Source organism: Streptococcus ilei, from assembly GCF_000479335.1.
In the GTDB taxonomy this organism is placed as follows: Bacteria; Bacillota; Bacilli; order Lactobacillales; family Streptococcaceae; genus Streptococcus; species Streptococcus ilei.
The window spans coordinates 1,160,352-1,178,108 of record NC_022584.1; the positions used below are offsets into that span (position 1 = coordinate 1,160,352).

Below are 17,757 nucleotides of genomic sequence, written 5' to 3' on the forward strand. Positions count from 1 at the left end.
AAAGATTAGTCAATGTAGTGTAATTTCCCACGGAAATCTTCTAGGCTTTGGTAGCCTTTTTCTTCCATGATGGCTTTAAGCTCAGCTGTAATGCGGTCAAAAGCCCCAACTCCTTCTTTATGAAGCGTGGTTCCGACTTGCACCATACTAGCGCCACAAAGGATATGCTCAAAGGCATCACGACCAGTCAAGACCCCACCGGTTCCCACAATCTGAATCTCTGGATTCAAACGTTGGTAAAAGGCATGAACATTAGCCAGAGCAGTCGGTTTGATGTATTCGCCACCAATTCCACCAAAACCGTTCTTAGGACGGATCACAACGGATTCATCCTCGATATAGAGGCCATTTCCGATCGAGTTGACGCAGTTGACAAACTTGAGCGGGTATTTGTTAAAAATCGCTGCTGCTTGATCGAAGTGGACAATATCAAAGTAAGGTGGTAACTTGATGCCAAGAGGTTTGGTGAAATAGCCAAATACCTCTGACAAGATTCGATCGGTCGTCTCAAAGTCATAGGCAATCTGAGGTTTACCAGGAACATTGGGACAAGAAAGGTTCAATTCCGTCAAGCCTTTAAAGTCACTGTCTTGCACTTTTTTCAGGATGGTATGGGTCTCTTCGGGAGACATGCCGACAAGAGATAGAAAGAAGGTCCGATCTGGATCGCTTTCTTGCAATTCTAACAAGTAATTCAAATAATAGTCCAAGCCTTGGTTGGGAAGGCCCATCGAGTTAATAGATCCTAGCGGCACATCTTGGTAGCGTGGCTCTGGGTTCCCTTGACGATACTCCAAGGTCGCAGTTTTCGTCACAAATGTTCCCGCAGTAGAATTCTTTACTTCTTCAAGTTCTGCAATTGTCATACAGGCTACACCCGCGGCATTCATCAGGCAGTTGTCAAACTCAAAACCTGCAATAGTTGTTTTTGTCGATACCATCTTCTACTCCTTGAAATAAATTCTTACAGTCATTATAGCATGAAAAAGAGGATGGATGGCTAAAAAAATAAAAAAGAGGAAGGATCGTCCGGAAATAACAAGACATTACTCGAAAAGGAGTAGATTTTCGCTCAAAAAAAGGCTAAAAATCGTATCATTATTTCAACCGGAGTAAGTCCAAGGTAGGTAGCTTTTTACCAGTCTTTATTAGCTGTGAAAATTTTCTGAAAATTCAACTTTTTCCTTTACAAGTCAAAAAAAGTCTGCTATAATTGTCCACGTAATAAAACATGACATTGCTTCTAGCAGTGCCTCCATATGCCAGTAATTTAGCCAATTTGCTGGAAGTCGTTTCAATCAAAAAGGAGAAACAAGATGACAACTGCAAAAGAATATATCCAAAGCACTTTCGAAACCGTAAAAGCTCGCAACGGCCATGAAGCAGAATTCCTTCAAGCTGTTGAAGAGTTCCTTAGCACTTTGGAACCTGTATTTGAAAAACATCCAGAATACATTGAAGAAAACATCTTGGCCCGTATCACTGAGCCAGAACGAGTGATTTCTTTCCGTGTTCCTTGGGTTGACCGTGATGGAAAGGTTCAAGTGAACCGTGGTTACCGTGTCCAATTTAACTCAGCTGTAGGCCCATACAAAGGCGGACTTCGTTTCCACCCAACTGTAAATCAAGGGATCTTGAAATTCCTCGGCTTCGAACAAATCTTTAAAAACGTCTTGACTGGACTTCCAATCGGTGGAGGTAAAGGTGGATCTGACTTCGATCCGAAAGGCAAAACTGATGCTGAAGTGATGCGTTTCTGCCAAAGCTTCATGACAGAATTGCAAAAATACATCGGACCATCTCTTGATGTCCCAGCTGGTGATATCGGGGTTGGTGGACGTGAGATCGGTTACCTTTACGGCCAATACAAACGCCTTAACCAATTCGATGCCGGTGTCTTGACAGGTAAACCTCTTGGTTTCGGTGGTAGCTTGATCCGTCCAGAAGCAACTGGTTACGGTTTGGTCTACTACACTGAAGAAATGCTGAAGGCTAACGGGGACAGCTTTGCTGGTAAGAAAGTCGTGATCTCAGGTTCTGGTAACGTAGCCCAATACGCTCTTCAAAAAGCAACTGAACTTGGTGCAACTGTCATCTCAGTCTCTGACTCAAACGGCTATGTCATCGACGAAAACGGTATTGATTTTGACCTTCTTACAGACGTCAAAGAAAAACGCCGTGCTCGCTTGACAGAATACGCTGCAGAAAAGTCAACTGCTACCTACTACGAAGGTTCTGTATGGACTTATGCTGGCAACTATGACATCGCTCTTCCATGTGCGACTCAAAATGAGATTAACGGTGAAGCAGCTAAACGCCTAGTTGCTCAAGGTGTTAAAGTTGTTTCTGAAGGAGCTAATATGCCAAGCGACCTTGAAGCTATCAAAGTCTACAAAGAAAATGGTATCCTTTACGGACCTGCTAAAGCTGCCAATGCTGGTGGGGTTGCTGTATCTGCTCTTGAAATGAGCCAAAACAGCCTCCGTCTTTCATGGACACGTGAAGAAGTGGATGGTCGTTTGAAAGATATCATGACCAACATCTTCAACACTGCTAAAACAACTGCAGAAACCTACGGTCTTGGTAAAGATTACCTTGCTGGTGCCAACATCGCAGCCTTTGAAAATGTTGCAAACGCTATGATTGCCCAAGGTATTGTTTAATTTGATTCTTTTGCCACACCTCTGAAACCCCTAGTTTCGGAGGTGTTTTTTTGATAAAAAAAGAGAGTGGGACAGAAATCAGTAATTCGTTAGAATTCGATTTCGTCGTCCCACCTCCGCACAGTTGAGTAGGGCTGTAAAAGCTGATGAAATCAGCGTAGTAGAGTCCACTCAACCACTGCGTTTCGCTCGACAATCCAAAGACAATTGAGAGGCTAGGACTTTTGTCCCAGCCTCCTTTTTTTTATAAATCATCCAAGGCATCTTTCACCTTATCAAAGAAGCCTTTTTTCTTTGGACTTACCTTGATATCACCAGCTTCCGCAAATGCACGAAGGGCTTCTTTTTGCTTGTCATTTAGACCTGTTGGTGTCACCACATTAACAGTTACATATTGATCTCCCACAGATCCACCACGCAAGCTTGGTGCTCCTTTGCCACGGAGGCGGAATTTCTTACCAGTCTGGGTTCCTTCAGGGATGACTAAGTCGACATCGCCGTGAACCGTTGGTACATGAACCGTATCTCCAAGAGCAGCTTGAACAACGTTCAAGTTCAATTTATAGTAGATGGTTGATCCATCCCGTTCGAATTTGTCGCTTGGCTCAACATTGACGACTACATAAAGGTCTCCGTACGGCCCCCCATTAAAGCCAGCTTCTCCTTGTCCAGAGAGGCGGATTTGTTGACCTGTTTCGACCCCAGCAGGGATTTTCACGCTAACACTGTGGGCTTGTTTCTCATGCCCAGTCCCATGACAGGTAGTACAAGGATCCTTAACTTCCTTTCCTCGACCATGGCAGACATCACAGGTGACTTGGCGACGCATCATCCCAAGTGGGGTTTGCGTATCCACATTGATGACACCCGAACCATGACAGCGTCCACAAGTTACTGGACTTGTTCCTGGCTTAGCACCAGTTCCATCACATGTCCGACAGCTAGCTTCCCGATGGTACTTCACTTCCTTCTCAGTTCCAAAGATGGCTTCTTCAAACTTGAGATTTACGCGGTACTGAAGATCATCTCCCTGACGTGGAGCATTGGGATTGCGACTTCCACCTCCACCAAAGAAGCTTGAGAAAATGTCCTCAAAGCCACCAAAGCCAGCGCCATCAAAACCACCGAAACCACCAGCTCCGCCACCGAAACCGCCAAAACCACCGTTGGCTCCTGCAGCACCGTATTGGTCATAAGCCGCCCGCTTTTGTTCGTCACTTAAAGTCTCATAAGCTTCTTGAACTTCCTTGTACTTTTCCTCAGCGCCAGGCTCCTTGTTGATATCTGGGTGATATTTCTTAGATAATTTCCGATAGGCTTTCTTGATCTCATCTTGAGATGCATTTTTCGAAACGCCCAAACGGTCATAAAATTCAGTATTGTTCATACAAGATACTAAGAGCGAACAGAAAGCGACTGAAATTTAGGAAACCGACAAGAAATCCTGATTTCTTAGGAGGTTTATCTAATTTCCAAGCTTTCCGCTCGAGTTCAATTTCTCGAACACTCTTTATCCTTTCTATTGATATTGTGAATCAAACCACGATTTAGGTCGGGTTCAATTCCTTTCTTTTACATTGAGTAAGAAACTTCAGAGCTCAGCTACAATTTACCAAACACTCCTTGTTCCTTTCTATAATTTTCATGTAAATCTTTAGAGGGTGTTTTCTATACTCTGCTTCACTTGATCAAACTCTTCATCTGATAGAGTAAATTTCAAATCCTCTTCAGCATACTCGTTTTTTTCTTTAAAATAGTTGTCCGTATTCTCTGCCAATCCTAGACTAAGAATCACTTTTCTTGCAAACTCTTGATGTGCAAAACCGATAGCCGTAATGATCTGTTTATCTTGCACAAGGACTTTCGGTTGGAAATTTTCACGTGGAAGAAATTCAAAATAGTTAAAGAAGTTTTGCCAAATTCCACCTGTGAATTTCGTGTCCTTCAACAGACCTGCTTTGGCTAATAAAAGAGGCGCTGAAGAAATGGCTGCAATTAGGATATCTCGCTCATCAAGACTTCTCAAAAACGAGATCAATTTCTCATCTTGTAGAGCAGGACCTATATTTACCATTCCTGGCAAAATCACACAAGAATACTCTTCTATACGGATTTGATCCAATGTTTTCGTCGGTTGACAGGGCAAACCATCCTCAGAGACCACTATTGAATTCTCAAAAGCTACATAATCAATCGTGATATCAAAAGACAGAGCTAAAGTACTCGTTAAAGTGGTTATCTCATAAAGAGAAAAATTAGGATAAATAATACAAAGTACTTTTTTCATACGCAACATCCTCTATTTTACCGAAAAACAGAGGCTGGGTTGCAACCTCTGGATTTCTTCTTATCATTACGACGTTCTAAACGAGTTAGGCCGAATTGAGCACGCCCTAACCTCTTGGTGAAAAAGATAAATCTTTCTAGAAACTAAAGTTTCTGCGTCAGATTTCCTATTTTCACTGTGAGGTTTTAACGGGCTTTGCATCTTACTTTTCAGTAAACTCTCCGTCTACGACGTCATCGCCTGCGTTTCCTGTTGCTTGTGCGCCTTCTGCTCCTGCCTGAGCTTGTTGGGCTGCTGCGGCTTGTTCGTAAAGTTTCACAGCAAGTCCTTGTGCTTTTTCGTTCAATGCTTCAAGTTTTGCTTTCATTTCGTCCAAGTTGTTGTCTTCTTGAGCTTTCTTAAGATCATCAAGGGCAGCTTGTGCAGCATCACGTTCTGCATCGAAGCCTTTGCCTTCAGTTTCTTTGATTGTCTTTTCAGTCGCAAAGATAGCTTGGTCTACTTCGTTACGAAGGTCTACTTCTTCTTTACGTTTCTTATCTGCTTCAGCGTTTGCTTCTGCATCTTTCATCATGCGATCGATTTCTTCGTCTGTCAAACCTGAGTTAGATTGAATAACAATTGTCTGTTCTTTTTGAGTTCCAAGATCTTTGGCCTTAACAGATACGATACCGTTCTTGTCGATGTCGAATGTTACTTCGATTTGTGGGATACCACGAGGTGCAGCTGGGATATCTGTCAATTGGAAGCGTCCAAGAGTCTTGTTATCTGCTGCCATTGGGCGTTCACCTTGAAGAACGTGGATATCAACGGCTGGTTGGTTGTCTGCTGCAGTTGAGAAGACTTGTGATTTAGAAGTTGGAATTGTAGTGTTGCGGTCGATGAGTTTTGTAAAGACTCCACCCATTGTTTCGATACCAAGTGACAATGGTGTTACGTCAAGAAGGACAACGTCTTTCACATCACCAGTGATGACACCACCTTGGATCGCAGCTCCCATCGCAACTACTTCGTCAGGGTTTACTGATTTGTTTGGTTCTTTACCAGTTTCAGCTTTAACAGCTTCTACAACTGCTGGGATACGAGTTGAACCACCGACAAGGATCACTTCGTCGATTTCTGACAAGCTCAAACCTGCATCTGAAAGGGCTTGGCGAACTGGAACTTTTGTACGTTCTACAAGGTCACGAGTCAAATCATCAAATTTCGCACGAGTCAAAGTCATTTCCAAGTGAAGAGGTCCAGCCTCACCAGCAGTGATGAATGGCAAGCTGATTTGAGTTGAAGTCACACCAGAAAGGTCTTTCTTAGCTTTTTCAGCTGCGTCTTTCAAACGTTGAAGAGCCATCTTGTCTGTTGACAAGTCAATGCCGTTTTCTTTCTTGAATTCTGCAACCATGTGGTCGATGATTTTTTGGTCAAAGTCGTCACCACCGAGTTTGTTGTCTCCTGCAGTTGCCAATACATCAAAGACACCATCACCGAGTTCAAGGATAGATACGTCGAAGGTACCACCACCAAGGTCGAATACCAAGATTTTTTCTTCTTTGTCAGTCTTATCCAAGCCGTAAGCAAGAGCTGCTGCAGTTGGTTCATTGACGATACGTTCTACTTCAAGACCAGCAATTTTACCAGCGTCTTTAGTTGCTTGACGTTGAGCATCGTTAAAGTAAGCTGGAACTGTGATAACAGCCTTGGTTACTTTTTCACCAAGGTATTCTTCAGCGTAGCCTTTCAAGTATTGAAGGATCATAGCTGAGATTTCTTGTGGAGTGTATTCTTTTCCGTTAGCAGAAACTTTTTCAGAAGTACCCATCTTAGATTTGATAGAGATAACTGTATCTGGGTTTGTGACTGCTTGACGTTTTGCAGCGTCACCAACGATGATTTCACCGTTTTTGAATGAAACTACAGATGGAGTTGTGCGGTTTCCTTCTGGGTTTGCGATAATTTTGCTTTCAGTTCCTTCAAGAACTGCAACTGCTGAGTTTGTTGTACCTAAGTCAATACCGATAATTTTAGACATGTGTTTTTCTCCTTATTATTTTAATTCTAATTTTGATTTTTCTTGATATTCCCCTTAAGTGGTGGGGACGTGAGCAACTCCCTACGGGATTTCATCACTTATTTTTGAGCCTATTGTCTCAAAAATCCCCTGTTTCACCACGGCGGGAAATATCTTCCTTGCAAGCCTCCGGCTTGCATCTTATCTTTCTTTCATAGTTTAGTGTCGTTTCGGACAAGGTAGCCTAGTTATAGACAACCACCATGGCTGGGCGTAGGATCCGGTCATGGAGTTTGTAGCCTTTTTGGAAGACTTGTGCGATGGTATCAGCCGGATGCTCATCATCCGCTGGAACTGTTTGAATGGCCATGTGGTAGTTATGGTCAAATTCTCCGTCCGCTGCGATTTCTTCGATTCCTTCTTCTTTCAGAGCATGAATCAAGCTTTCTTGCACCATTTCCAAGCCTTTCTTCACATCATCTGTCAACCCTTCTACAGCAAGGGCACGTTCAAGGTTATCAAGTGATGGCAAGATTGCTTTTGCCAAATCTTGGCTACGATAGCGTTGCAAGAGCTGGCGTTCTTCATTGGCACGACGTTGAATATTTTGCATTTCTGCGTGGGCACGAAGGTATTTGTTTTCAAATTCTTCGGCACGCGCTTGTGCTTCTTCTAATTCAGAAGGTTGGTTGGTTTCCTCTACAACTTCTTCAGTTGTCTCGACAACTTCCTCTTCTTTCACGTCTTCTTTTTTGATTTCTTCTGTCAAGGCATACACCCCTTTCATTTGGTCTTAATTTACTTCATAATGGTTGCTGTTGAGGTAACGGTAGTAGTCCGTTAACTTCATGACCAGCACTCGGCCGATAACATTGACGAGGCTAATCACACGCCTGTAATCCATCTCTACGGGACCAATCACATGCATGAGGGCCATCCCACGATAAGGAACCAGGAATTTGTGACTAATCACGGTCACATTTTTCAAGGCCTTCTCTTGGGATTCAGCAACCAGGATCTGGGTCATTTGGTCCTCCGCCATCCCCCCTCGCAACTCAAGAGCTACGTGTTGAGGGTTATCTAAGAACTGATAAGTCTGAAGATCGGCGTAGGTTAAGGATGAAACCTTTCCTTCTACAAAGACCAGTTCTTGAAACAATTGCGAGAAGACGTAATCAAACAGATCCAATACATTGTCTGTCGTCTTAAAATAGCGCTGTACAATCTGTGGAATCTCCGTCCGCAAGCGGTAGTGGATATCCAAAACTGTATTTCCAATGAAACGTTCTTGAACCAACTGATGGAAGATTTCCAAGTCACTGGTTAAGAAATTCTTTGGAATCGCAAACTGGACGGTAACAGGCTTTGATTCATCCAAGGTCAGAACCGCTAAGGCATCGTGGTTGGATAATGGAACAATCTCAAAACCAGTCAAGCGCTGTCGTGTCGGTTCAACATCCTGAATGACTGCGGTGTAGCCCGTCATCTGGGCCAGCAACTTAGCCGTAGCATCCAAAATATCATCTAACTTAAAGGCCTCAAAATCAAAGGCTTTCACCACCTGGTAGACATCTTGTTCATCAATCAGCTCTAGGTCAAGTGAGTTCTGAACAAAATATTGAAAACCAGCTCGGCTAGGCATTCGGCCACTCGAAGTATGGGCTTTTTCTAATAAGCCTTTCTTTTCGAGGGCAGCCATGTCGTTTCGGATAGTGGCACTACTAGATTGAATGACATCTTGCAGTGCTTTTGAACCGACTGGTTCGTGGGTCTTGGTAAAGATATCAACGACAAGATTTAGAATCTCATTTTGACGTTCTGTAACCATGACCTCACCTCTCTTTCATATTTAGCACTCTAAACACTCAAGTGCTAAACCATGATTCTATTATACACCCTCTCAAGAGAAAGTCAAGAGAAAAATCCAAAAAATTAGCACTCTTTTTCAAAGAGTGCTAAAAATCATTCTTAAGACCGATACTTGTCTAAAAAAGCCTATAAACCTGCTTCTTTCAATTTTTGAATGTATTCTTCTAAAACCAGCTGATGCTTGACCATATACTGGGCATTTTCTACACCAACGTAGCGGAAATGCCAGTTTTCATAGTCCACACCTGTAATCGCATTTTTCCCTTCTGGATAGCGGAGAACAAAACCATACTGGGGAGCCAAAGCAATAATCTGCTGGGCTACCTCTTCAGACTGTCCATTTGGAGCACTCATATCAATCGCAAGACCCGTTTGGTGTTCACTAGCACCTGGAACCTGTACTTGAGCTTGAGCTTGAGCTTCTGCTTCCTCATGAGAAAGTCCCGTAGCTTCTAATTGCGCCACCCGCTCATTATAGAGTTCTGTTTGCTCCTCCACACTTCGATAACCCGAAATCAAGGATTCTTCAGGCGCGACAGCTCTCGCCGCTGCTAGAAACTGTTTCGTTTGTTCTGCAATCCGACTATCCACCTTGATTTCTTCAACATCAACTAACTGAGGGTTCAGCTCAGCTAACTTGTTGTCCCGATTGACCAGGACTAGGTTCCAATCCTTAGTAGAAACTTGAGGAAGGTCTGTTTTAGGTTTTTCTTCCTTTTTCTCAACCTTTTTTGGAGTGGTTGTTTCTACTTTTTTATCTTCAACAGAGCTCATATGAAGCCATTGAGGTTTCAAATAGAAAATACCCACTCCTGCTCCGATCAGACAGAGACCTAAACAGCAGAGCACGATCCAGCTAACTTTCTTTTCTCTTTTCTTGGCAAGTTTGTATTTAGTCATGATCTTCCTCTAACAATTTTGCTCCAACCTGTCGGTATGACATATCTCCAACTGCTTCTAGTTTAAGTTGGCCATCCTCATACTCAATAACAGTCACACTACCATTGTCCAAGACAAATTCTTTAAAAGCCTTTGGATCAATCAGGTAAATCAAGGTGCTGATGGTCATCCCATGACTGACCACGATGGCATTGCCACCACCTTGAGACTCAACATCCTTGGCAATTGCCGTAAAGCCTTCCAAAATTCGATCGCGAAGAGTTTCCCAAGACTCTGCCCAGCCTGCTGTATCCACTTCGACAATTCCTTCAGCCAACTCCATCAAGCTCAAATGATGGAAATCATCGACCCGAAAGACACGTGGCAGAACCCCCATAAAGAGTTCTCCATCGTAGGCGCCATCAAAGCTTCCAAAACACCATTCGCGAATACGCTTATCATAGCGATAAGGAATTTTACCTGTTAACCCTAATTCTTCTAGCACAATCCCCATGGTTTGAATGGTTCGACCAGAGTCACTGGACACAGCTTGTTGGAACTGGATTCCTGCTTGACGCAGACCAATCCCTAATTCATGAATCCCTCGTTCGCCAGCTTCCGTCAAGGGACTATCGGACCACCCTTGGGCGCGACCGATCGTATTAAACATGGTTTTTCCGTGACGGGCAATATACAATTTTGTCTTTGCCATTTCTATCCTCCTGCAATTGTTTTCTTCTTATATAAGATAACTTATTTTTTCACATCAATTTCTTCTGAGTGGGCCTCTAACCAGTTAGCACCTAGCTTGCGATAAGATTCATCTCCGATGGTCTTGATCGAGAAGCGTCCATTTTCGTATTCGACAAGGGTAACACTGCCATTTTCAACCCTTGGATCTAGCACAATCTCTGGATTTAAAATGCACACAAAGGAACCGATCGTCATGCTATGACTGACAACAAGAACATTTCCACCACCCTTAGCTTCAACTTCTTTCGCAATCTCTTCAAAACCATCTACAATCCGTTTTTTCAACACATTCCATGGTTCAGCCCAACCGGCTGTATCCACTTGGTAGATCCCATTCGCTAACTCTTCTAGTGTTAACTTCTTGTAGTCTTCTATATCCAGAACACGGGGAACGACTCCACGGAACAGCTCTCCTCCATAGGCACCATCAAAACTTCCAAAACACCATTCCCGGATCTTTTTGTTGAAAGTATAAGGAATCTGATCTGTGAGTCCAAGCTCGTCTAAAACAATCCCCATAGTTTGAATGGCGCGACCTGAATCACTGGAAACAGCACGGACAAAGTCCAAACCAGATTCTCTCAACCCAACTCCCAATTCACGGATACCTTCTTCTCCTTGAGTAGTTAAAGGCGTATCCGACCAACCTTGGGCACGACCTATCGTATTAAACATGGTTTTTCCATGCCGAATAATAAATAATCTTGTTTTCGCCATGTGATCTCCTTTTACGTTCTTCTATTATATCATTTTTTATAAGGAAACTGGCAGCGATGACCTCTAGATTCACTTTCACTACCTTGGTCAACAGTAAAAGCCCTGAGCAAACAGTATGCTCCAGGGCCATTTTTTAATTTTTAAAACTATGAACTGGGGCTGGAATTTGACCGCCACGGGCAATAAAGTCAGCTGACGAAGCTTTGTTGACCTTCATCACTGGAGCAGAGCCAAGAAGTCCTCCAAGCTCTAACATATCGCCTTCTTCTCCATAAGGAATAATCCGAACCGCTGTTGTCTTTTGGTTGATCACTCCGATAGCTGCTTCATCGGCAATCATAGCCGCAATCGTCGTATCCGGAGTATCAGCTGGGATGGCAATCATATCCAGACCGACTGAACAGATGGCAGTCATGGCTTCCAATTTTTCCAGGTTGATATGACCCGATTGGACCGCTGCAATCATCCCCTCATCTTCTGAGACTGGAATGAAGGCACCTGACAAACCACCGACTTGGTTACAAGCCATGATGCCGCCTTTTTTCACTTGGTCATTGAGCAAAGCCAGTGCTGCGGTTGTCCCGTGGGTTCCTACTACTTCAAGCCCCATAGCTTCGAGGACACGGGCAACCGAATCCCCAACAGCTGGAGTTGGTGCGAGAGACAAGTCTACAATCCCAAACTCCACACCGAGACGTTCACTAGCCATTTGACCCACTAATTGACCGACACGGGTAATCTTGAAGGCTGTCTTCTTAACGGTTTCTGCCAATACATCAAAGCTTGCACCTGGAACTTTTTCAATCGCCCGTTGGACAACACCAGGACCAGAAACCCCAACGTTGATGACAACATCCGCTTCACCGACACCGTGGAAAGCCCCTGCCATAAAAGGATTATCTTCTACTGCATTGGCAAAGACCACCAGCTTACCTGGCCCCATCGGATCTGCTTGGGAAGCTTCTTTAATGATACGGCCCATGTCTCGGACAGCTGTCATATTGATCCCTGTCTTAGTGGAACCAATGTTAACCGAAGAGCAGACAAAATCGGTCTCTGCTAGAGCGCGAGGAATGGAATTGATGAGGATTTCATCCCCTTTTTGGTAGCCTTTTTGAACCAGGGCTGAGAAGCCACCGATAAAGTTGACCCCAACTTCTTTAGCCGCACGATCCAGCGCCTTGGCAAAGGGCACATAGTCTGTCGCATTGGTTGCTGCTCCAATAATGGATATAGGAGTAACCGAAACCCGCTTATTCACAATCGGAATGCCGAGTTCTGCCGCAATCTCATCCCCGACAGCTACTAAGTCCTTGGCCTTTGTCACAATCTTCTGGTAGACTTTTTCAGCCGCCTTATCGATATCTGGATCAATACAATCTAGAAGGGAGATGCCCATGGTGATGGTCCGAACATCAAAGTTCTGCTCCTCAATCATGGCAATGGTTTCTGTTACCTGTTTAATGTCCATATTTCTACCACCTCATTCTTACAAATTGTGCATGGCATCAAAAATCGCTGCGCTCTGGATATTGATTTTTACATGAAGAGACTGACCGAATTCTTCTAATTCTGAACGAAGCTGTGTGAAATCTTTTTTCTCATCCGATGTCACAACCGCCATCATAGTGAAGTACTCATCCAATACGGTCTGGGAAATATCATCGATATTGAGTCCCAACTCTGCCACTTTAGTCGCAACACCTGCTACGATTCCTTTTTGGTCTTTTCCGACAACTGTAATAATTGCTTTCATTTCACTGCTCCATTCTATTTATTTGCTTCCATTGTAGCATATTCCCCTTAAAATCGCTTAAATGTTTTAGAGAAGGTTCGGTTTTACAAATAAAAATAAGACATCCAAGAGAATCTCTTGAATGTCTGTAAATCTTAATATCATGATCAATCAACGGATGGCTCAAGCATTTCCCTTAAGGTAGTAGCTGAAGATAAAACCAAAAGGTAACTAGCAATCCCCGAAAGATGCAAGAAGGTCGAGATCCATCCGGTGATCATTGGTAGTAGCATCAGGATAGATAGAAGGATTAAGAAAAGATAACACAGTTTTACGGTGCATGAAAATTCTTTCCAAATATTCAGTAAAAGTATGACTCCTCCAGTTATAAAAGCATAGCCAACCGCAGAAATCCCCGTCGCCTGAATTTTTTGCCCCTGTGTTAAGAAGTGAAAGGCGATGGAAGAGATGACTGTCGCGGTAACAAAAACAAGCAAGACATATTTGGAGCCTCTTTTCCTTTCCAGTAGTCCGCCAAAAGGTAGAATCATGAGCCCATTTAAAAATAGATGTACCCATAAAAACCAGAGGGGGGCTCCTTTACTTCCATGCATCAAGGTTCCACTCATATACTGCCAATAATAAACCGGTTTTGAATGAAAGGCCAATAGGTCGTACATAGCATTCCCATAAATAGAAGTGAGAATTCCTAACAATAAACAAATAAAAGTTAAAGTAATGACAACTGGGTAGGTTTTGAGGATGTTTTTCATGTTGCTAATTCTCTTCTATATACTTCTAATTTTTGCAGTTCTTCATCTATGTCTATTATACTACACTCCGATTTCTAATTTCCCATTTTATGCCAACTTCAAAGACAATAGATATTAAACAAGAAAATGCCAGTAGATATAGTTGTAGATGAAAATCCAGATTGGTTTCCAAAAAGTGAGAAAATTGCTAAAGGCATGCAAGAAGATGGGCAACCGGATATCTTTGTGTTTCTTGTAGACAGCTGCCAAGAAGAGTCCTGAACAGAAATAAAGAGAAAAGGTTATAGGGTCCCGATATTGATGGATCAAATGAAAGACCGCAAAGAGAAAGCCCGAAAGCAAAACATCTAAATGAAACTTACTTTCTTTAAAGAAGACATTCATCAGATAGCCTCTAAAAATAAATTCTTCGATCATAGGAGATGTAACAGTTGCTAGGACAAAAAACAGAGTACCCGAAATACCAGGGCCATTTAGATAAATGGAGGATGGCAATTTGGTTTGATGAACGACAGGAACCAGCAAATCCTGAAAAGTTTGCAGCACCCATCTTTCAACAAAGAACCACAAGAGCACCAAAGCAAAATACCCCAGATAGGACCACTTCCATTTCTGTCTGTTTGAATGGGTGGCTATCTTCTGTCTTTTAAACCAAAGTAGAATGCCGATGAGAAGCAAAGAGTAGAGAACCAAATACATGAAATAAAGAAAACTTACATCACCATTGAAAACTCCGGTTAGGTAGATAACAAGGCCATCGATCCCAAAAACAAATAGATACAACAGAAACAGTAAAGCGACTCCATGTTTGGCATATTTCATAACATCCAATCTCCAATATCATTCTTCTATACAATTATTTACAAGTATAGCACATGGAAATAATTGTATACAAGTTAATCCTAAATTGTTCCTTTTTCAACAGATAGAGGCATCTACTCGTATTTTTTTGTCCACTTTAATAGAAGAAATCAGCATTTTAGATTTTCTAGTCTGACAATTCTACAATCTATTATCCCTTCATCATCTGGACGATTTTGTTTTGAAATAACTGAAGACTGATCTTTCTTCAAATAGAAAACAAGGCAGCAACTTTTTCATCCCTCTTTTTCACAATATCGGAAGGACTCATTCCAACTTTCAGATTAGCGTAGCGAAAATTTGACTTTCCATTCCAGAAGACATATACTTATATTAATCTGATATAAACAGTTTTAATTTTTTAATAAACTGTCTTGAATTCGGATTAAAAAAACTATTTACTAAACGGAGGTGGCGCTATGTCATTAGAAGATAAATTAAACCAAGTTAAAGGTTCTGTTAAAGAAGGTCTCGGTAAAGTAACTGGTGACACAAAAACAGAAGCTGAAGGCGTTGCTGAAAAAGTTGCATCAAAAGCTAAAGAAGTTGCTGAAGACGCAAAAGAAGCTGTCGAAGGAGCTATCAACGGTGTGAAAAACATCCTTCACAAAGACGATAACTAATCGTTAACGTTCTGGATCCACCCTATTTTCTACAGTCCTATTTGACTGGAGGAGATGGGGTGGTTTTTGTTTACCATTCATATGTAAACTATATATTAGGAATAGAAAAAACACCTTGCAAACTGCAAAGTGTTTTCGTTTGTATTCTGCTTTCCAGTAACGAATTAACGTTTTGAGAATTGTGATGCTTTACGAGCTTTCTTAAGACCTGGTTTGGAAAGTATGAATTTCAGTTGGACTAAAAACAGCGTAATATCAAGACTTTTCTCCGCTTTTATAAAAGCGTTTTTCCAATCAAATTCAACTAATTTTATCTAAATGGTGTGGATTTTACCCCCAAAATTACAGAGAATGGAGCTGATAAACACTAAACGTTCACACCATTAGTTAAATGATTTTTTTCATCATTTTTCTTAGATGATAGAACTTCTAATTTATTTCTTATTCAAGCAAAAACAACCTGCTATAAGTAAGAAAGAGGAAGATACAAGAAAAACACGGCGTAAAAACCGATTCAGTTCATTGTCCTCAATCCTTGTCTGCTTCATTTTCTTTTACGAGATCGTTTTGTGAATCTTTTTCAGAGAGTTTTTGATCAATATACTTGTCAATGTTTTCATAAAATTCCTTGGTCGCTTCACTATCTAATGTTGGCGAGTTCTGAACTTGATTCACTTTCAATTGAACAGATTGAATACCGTAAGAGGCTTGTTTTTGGTGGAGTGTTTCTAATTCTTCTTCTGAAATCGGATCTCCAACAACCGTCAAGACCAATTCATTGTTACTTGACTTGTAGACTTGATTAATAACCGTATAATTGGCGAACTCTTTTCCTACAAACTGTTTGATCCCTTCTTTGCGCGCTTGTTCTATTGTCAGAGTAACTGCCGAATAGCTAGCTGGAAGAATCAACAATACAATCAAAGAAATCAAGCCAATTCTCATTTTAATGCTCAGCTCTTTAAATGAAGTTAAAGGAGATTTTCTCATCAAAATTCTTGTTCCAACAATGTTGGCTAGCATGATAAAGACACAGTTGATCAAGAAAAGATAGAGAGCCCCCAATAAAAATCGTACATTCCCATTAGCTAAACCATAGCCAGCAGTACAGATAGGCGGCATCAAAGCTGTAGCAATGGCTACTCCTGGCACGATATTGTTTGCTTCTTTTTTCCTTGAACCGATCACACCAGCAATCCCACCAGCAATAGCAATGAGAACATCCCAAATGGTTGGAGAGGTTCGTGCGATCAACTCGCTACTTGCATAAGACAAGGGAGAAATCCAGAAATACAGAGTCGAGACAAGCAAACTGACCAACACTTGAGTCAATAAAACCTCTAGAGATTGCTTGATTAAACGCGTATCAAAAATAGCTAAACCGAATCCCAGTCCAACAATCGGTGTCATGAGAGGTGAAATTAACATGGCTCCAATAATAACAGCTGTTGAATTCATATTTAGACCGATAGAGGCAATAAAAATTGCACACATCAAAATCGCTGTATCTCTCAATCGAACATGAAGGTCATCGTATAATTTCTCACGGTATTCCCGTGTTGAATAATTGGCAGTCATTTGTCCTCTCCTCTTTCCTTATTTAAATCGGTATAATAATTAATAATAACAGCTGATAAACAGCCAAAAAATATGAGCCCATAAATCGTCAAGAAGACACTGGTAATCCTTCCAATCAAGGTCACAGCTAGGAGATCCCCGTAGCCGACAGTCGTCGAAGTCACAAAAGCATACCAAAGACCGTCTCCGTAATTTGTGATAGCAGGTTCAACTAGGAAAAGCACGCCTCCTGACCCAAAAACAAAGGTCACAAAACTCAGAGCAAACCGAGTAAAACCCGTAACCTGTATAATATGCCATAACATTTTTAAACGTCTCATTTGTTCTCCTTATTCATACTAGCTCCTGACCGAGCCGTTTTTTCCAATAATCAAAGTGAAGATAGGACATGATCTCCATCAGAGAAAGATAGACAAACTGATAGATCTGATTTAAGCTGATTATCAACTGATATTGTTTGAAAAATGACTGGAAGAAAGACCAGATATGACTGTCTTGAATCAGTCCCTTCTTAACATCAGACAGGATATTAGCTAAAGCTCCCAAGGACTGAAACGGTAAATCCTTGACATTTATATAGATCCGGTCCACCACATCATTCAGACTGGTATCTTGGATGGCATGAAATTCTCCAAAGAGAACTCCTGCCGCTCCAAGAGTAGAAACAAATTCCACCAAATAATTTCTGAGGAAATTTTCTCAACCTTTTCCCATAATGTGTTTAGTGCCATCCATAACGATCCCAACCAGAAAAAGGAAAGAAAACAAGCAAAGAAATTTTGCCGTAAATCCCAAAAAGCTTCAAGACTTGGTGTTGTTGGTTTTTCTAACTCTAAAATCAAGATGGTCATAATAATTGCTAGAACAACATCTGTCAATACAATTAATCTGTCTTTCTTCATCGGATTGCATCCCCTTTCTTTTTTGTAACATTCTATCTTATCGCATAATATTGGATATTCTTTCATAATCCGACTACAAACAAAAATAAACCAAAAAGTCTGTCCCTATTAT

19 protein-coding genes are annotated in these 17,757 nt (G+C 41.8%); 2 read left to right on the top strand and 17 right to left on the bottom strand.

Features of this window, described 5'->3' with window-relative positions:
* Positions 1–5 precede the first annotated feature (5 nt).
* On the bottom strand, positions 6–941 hold the full coding sequence (locus tag N596_RS05535; RefSeq protein WP_023027237.1) for a dihydroorotate oxidase: 936 nt from the start codon (positions 939–941) through the stop codon (positions 6–8).
* 375 nt (positions 942–1,316) lie between these two features.
* Between N596_RS05535 and gdhA the strand changes: the two genes are divergently transcribed.
* Positions 1,317–2,663, top strand: coding sequence for an NADP-specific glutamate dehydrogenase (gdhA, locus tag N596_RS05540; protein ID WP_023027239.1), 1,347 nt, complete (start codon positions 1,317–1,319; stop codon positions 2,661–2,663).
* A 244-nt stretch (positions 2,664–2,907) separates the two neighbouring features.
* Here gdhA and dnaJ read toward each other — a convergent pair whose 3' ends face one another.
* The 12 genes from dnaJ to N596_RS05600 form a co-directional block, all read right to left on the bottom strand.
* Positions 2,908–4,050: a molecular chaperone DnaJ gene (gene dnaJ / locus N596_RS05545; protein WP_023027240.1), complete on the bottom strand. Its 1,143-nt coding sequence runs from the start codon at positions 4,048–4,050 to the stop codon at positions 2,908–2,910.
* Between the two features lie 267 nt (positions 4,051–4,317).
* Entirely contained in the window at positions 4,318–4,950 is a 633-nt protein-coding gene (locus tag N596_RS05550) for a DJ-1/PfpI family protein (RefSeq protein ID WP_023027241.1), read from the bottom strand.
* 202 nt (positions 4,951–5,152) lie between these two features.
* A complete protein-coding gene (gene dnaK / locus N596_RS05555; protein WP_023027242.1) occupies positions 5,153–6,976 on the bottom strand; it encodes a molecular chaperone DnaK in 1,824 nt (607 codons plus the stop codon).
* Positions 6,977–7,199: 223 nt separating this feature from the next.
* Positions 7,200–7,742: a nucleotide exchange factor GrpE gene (grpE, locus tag N596_RS05560; protein WP_023027243.1), complete on the bottom strand. Its 543-nt coding sequence runs from the start codon at positions 7,740–7,742 to the stop codon at positions 7,200–7,202.
* A gap of 6 nt (positions 7,743–7,748) precedes the next feature.
* Positions 7,749–8,783 (bottom strand): heat-inducible transcriptional repressor HrcA, encoded by a 1,035-nt coding sequence (gene hrcA, locus N596_RS05565; protein WP_023027244.1) that lies wholly within the window; start codon positions 8,781–8,783, stop codon positions 7,749–7,751.
* A 167-nt stretch (positions 8,784–8,950) separates the two neighbouring features.
* Complete coding sequence (locus N596_RS05570; protein WP_023027245.1) at positions 8,951–9,724, bottom strand: M15 family metallopeptidase; 774 nt, start codon at positions 9,722–9,724, stop codon at positions 8,951–8,953.
* The gene (locus N596_RS05575; protein WP_023027246.1) at positions 9,717–10,415 is read right to left on the bottom strand and encodes a histidine phosphatase family protein; all 699 of its coding nucleotides are present in this window, start codon (positions 10,413–10,415) and stop codon (positions 9,717–9,719) included. Before N596_RS05575 ends, N596_RS05570 begins: the two co-directional genes overlap by 8 nt.
* A 41-nt stretch (positions 10,416–10,456) precedes the next feature.
* Positions 10,457–11,173 (bottom strand): histidine phosphatase family protein, encoded by a 717-nt coding sequence (locus N596_RS05580; RefSeq protein ID WP_023027247.1) that lies wholly within the window; start codon positions 11,171–11,173, stop codon positions 10,457–10,459.
* A 133-nt stretch (positions 11,174–11,306) separates the two neighbouring features.
* Positions 11,307–12,644, bottom strand: coding sequence for a PFL family protein (locus N596_RS05585; protein WP_023027248.1), 1,338 nt, complete (start codon positions 12,642–12,644; stop codon positions 11,307–11,309).
* Between the two features lie 18 nt (positions 12,645–12,662).
* Positions 12,663–12,929, bottom strand: coding sequence for an ACT domain-containing protein (locus N596_RS05590; RefSeq protein WP_006595627.1), 267 nt, complete (start codon positions 12,927–12,929; stop codon positions 12,663–12,665).
* A gap of 146 nt (positions 12,930–13,075) precedes the next feature.
* Complete coding sequence (locus N596_RS05595) at positions 13,076–13,681, bottom strand: rhomboid family intramembrane serine protease (RefSeq protein WP_023024357.1); 606 nt, start codon at positions 13,679–13,681, stop codon at positions 13,076–13,078.
* A 114-nt stretch (positions 13,682–13,795) separates the two neighbouring features.
* On the bottom strand, positions 13,796–14,503 hold the full coding sequence (locus tag N596_RS05600) for a CPBP family intramembrane glutamic endopeptidase (RefSeq protein WP_023024359.1): 708 nt from the start codon (positions 14,501–14,503) through the stop codon (positions 13,796–13,798).
* A 458-nt stretch (positions 14,504–14,961) separates the two neighbouring features.
* Here N596_RS05600 and N596_RS05605 point away from each other — a divergent pair, with 458 nt between their 5' ends.
* A complete protein-coding gene (locus tag N596_RS05605; RefSeq protein ID WP_021154436.1) occupies positions 14,962–15,165 on the top strand; it encodes a CsbD family protein in 204 nt (67 codons plus the stop codon).
* 528 nt (positions 15,166–15,693) lie between these two features.
* Here the strand turns inward: N596_RS05605 and N596_RS05610 are convergent.
* From N596_RS05610 to N596_RS09700, 4 genes are read right to left on the bottom strand one after another with little or no spacing between them, the layout of a single operon-like run.
* The gene (locus N596_RS05610; RefSeq protein ID WP_000126416.1) at positions 15,694–16,743 is read right to left on the bottom strand and encodes a DUF389 domain-containing protein; all 1,050 of its coding nucleotides are present in this window, start codon (positions 16,741–16,743) and stop codon (positions 15,694–15,696) included.
* Complete coding sequence (locus tag N596_RS05615; protein ID WP_001253404.1) at positions 16,740–17,063, bottom strand: potassium channel family protein; 324 nt, start codon at positions 17,061–17,063, stop codon at positions 16,740–16,742. Before N596_RS05615 ends, N596_RS05610 begins: the two co-directional genes overlap by 4 nt.
* Before the next feature lie 13 nt (positions 17,064–17,076).
* Positions 17,077–17,418, bottom strand: coding sequence for a hypothetical protein (locus N596_RS05620; protein ID WP_000397556.1), 342 nt, complete (start codon positions 17,416–17,418; stop codon positions 17,077–17,079).
* The gene (locus N596_RS09700; protein WP_081698226.1) at positions 17,343–17,645 is read right to left on the bottom strand and encodes a TMEM175 family protein; all 303 of its coding nucleotides are present in this window, start codon (positions 17,643–17,645) and stop codon (positions 17,343–17,345) included. Before N596_RS09700 ends, N596_RS05620 begins: the two co-directional genes overlap by 76 nt.
* Between the last annotated feature and the right edge of the window lie 112 nt (positions 17,646–17,757).

Bases quoted from the DNA above. Each gene is read 5' to 3' on its own strand.
- N596_RS05615 (WP_001253404.1), bottom strand. From the start codon at position 17,063: ATGAGACGTTTAAAAATGTTATGGCATATTATACAGGTTACGGGTTTT.
- N596_RS05580 (WP_023027247.1), bottom strand. From the start codon at position 11,173: ATGGCGAAAACAAGATTATTTATTATTCGGCATGGAAAAACCATGTTT.
- N596_RS05570 (WP_023027245.1), bottom strand. From the start codon at position 9,724: ATGACTAAATACAAACTTGCCAAGAAAAGAGAAAAGAAAGTTAGCTGG.
- N596_RS05610 (WP_000126416.1), bottom strand. From the start codon at position 16,743: ATGACTGCCAATTATTCAACACGGGAATACCGTGAGAAATTATACGAT.
- N596_RS05595 (WP_023024357.1), bottom strand. From the start codon at position 13,681: ATGAAAAACATCCTCAAAACCTACCCAGTTGTCATTACTTTAACTTTT.
- N596_RS05550 (WP_023027241.1), bottom strand. From the start codon at position 4,950: ATGAAAAAAGTACTTTGTATTATTTATCCTAATTTTTCTCTTTATGAG.
- N596_RS05585 (WP_023027248.1), bottom strand. From the start codon at position 12,644: ATGGACATTAAACAGGTAACAGAAACCATTGCCATGATTGAGGAGCAG.
- N596_RS09700 (WP_081698226.1), bottom strand. From the start codon at position 17,645: ATGAAGAAAGACAGATTAATTGTATTGACAGATGTTGTTCTAGCAATT.
- gdhA (WP_023027239.1), top strand. From the start codon at position 1,317: ATGACAACTGCAAAAGAATATATCCAAAGCACTTTCGAAACCGTAAAA.
- N596_RS05535 (WP_023027237.1), bottom strand. From the start codon at position 941: ATGGTATCGACAAAAACAACTATTGCAGGTTTTGAGTTTGACAACTGC.
- grpE (WP_023027243.1), bottom strand. From the start codon at position 7,742: ATGAAAGGGGTGTATGCCTTGACAGAAGAAATCAAAAAAGAAGACGTG.
- dnaK (WP_023027242.1), bottom strand. From the start codon at position 6,976: ATGTCTAAAATTATCGGTATTGACTTAGGTACAACAAACTCAGCAGTT.
- hrcA (WP_023027244.1), bottom strand. From the start codon at position 8,783: ATGGTTACAGAACGTCAAAATGAGATTCTAAATCTTGTCGTTGATATC.
- N596_RS05590 (WP_006595627.1), bottom strand. From the start codon at position 12,929: ATGAAAGCAATTATTACAGTTGTCGGAAAAGACCAAAAAGGAATCGTA.
- dnaJ (WP_023027240.1), bottom strand. From the start codon at position 4,050: ATGAACAATACTGAATTTTATGACCGTTTGGGCGTTTCGAAAAATGCA.
- N596_RS05575 (WP_023027246.1), bottom strand. From the start codon at position 10,415: ATGGCAAAGACAAAATTGTATATTGCCCGTCACGGAAAAACCATGTTT.
- N596_RS05605 (WP_021154436.1), top strand. From the start codon at position 14,962: ATGTCATTAGAAGATAAATTAAACCAAGTTAAAGGTTCTGTTAAAGAA.
- N596_RS05600 (WP_023024359.1), bottom strand. From the start codon at position 14,503: ATGAAATATGCCAAACATGGAGTCGCTTTACTGTTTCTGTTGTATCTA.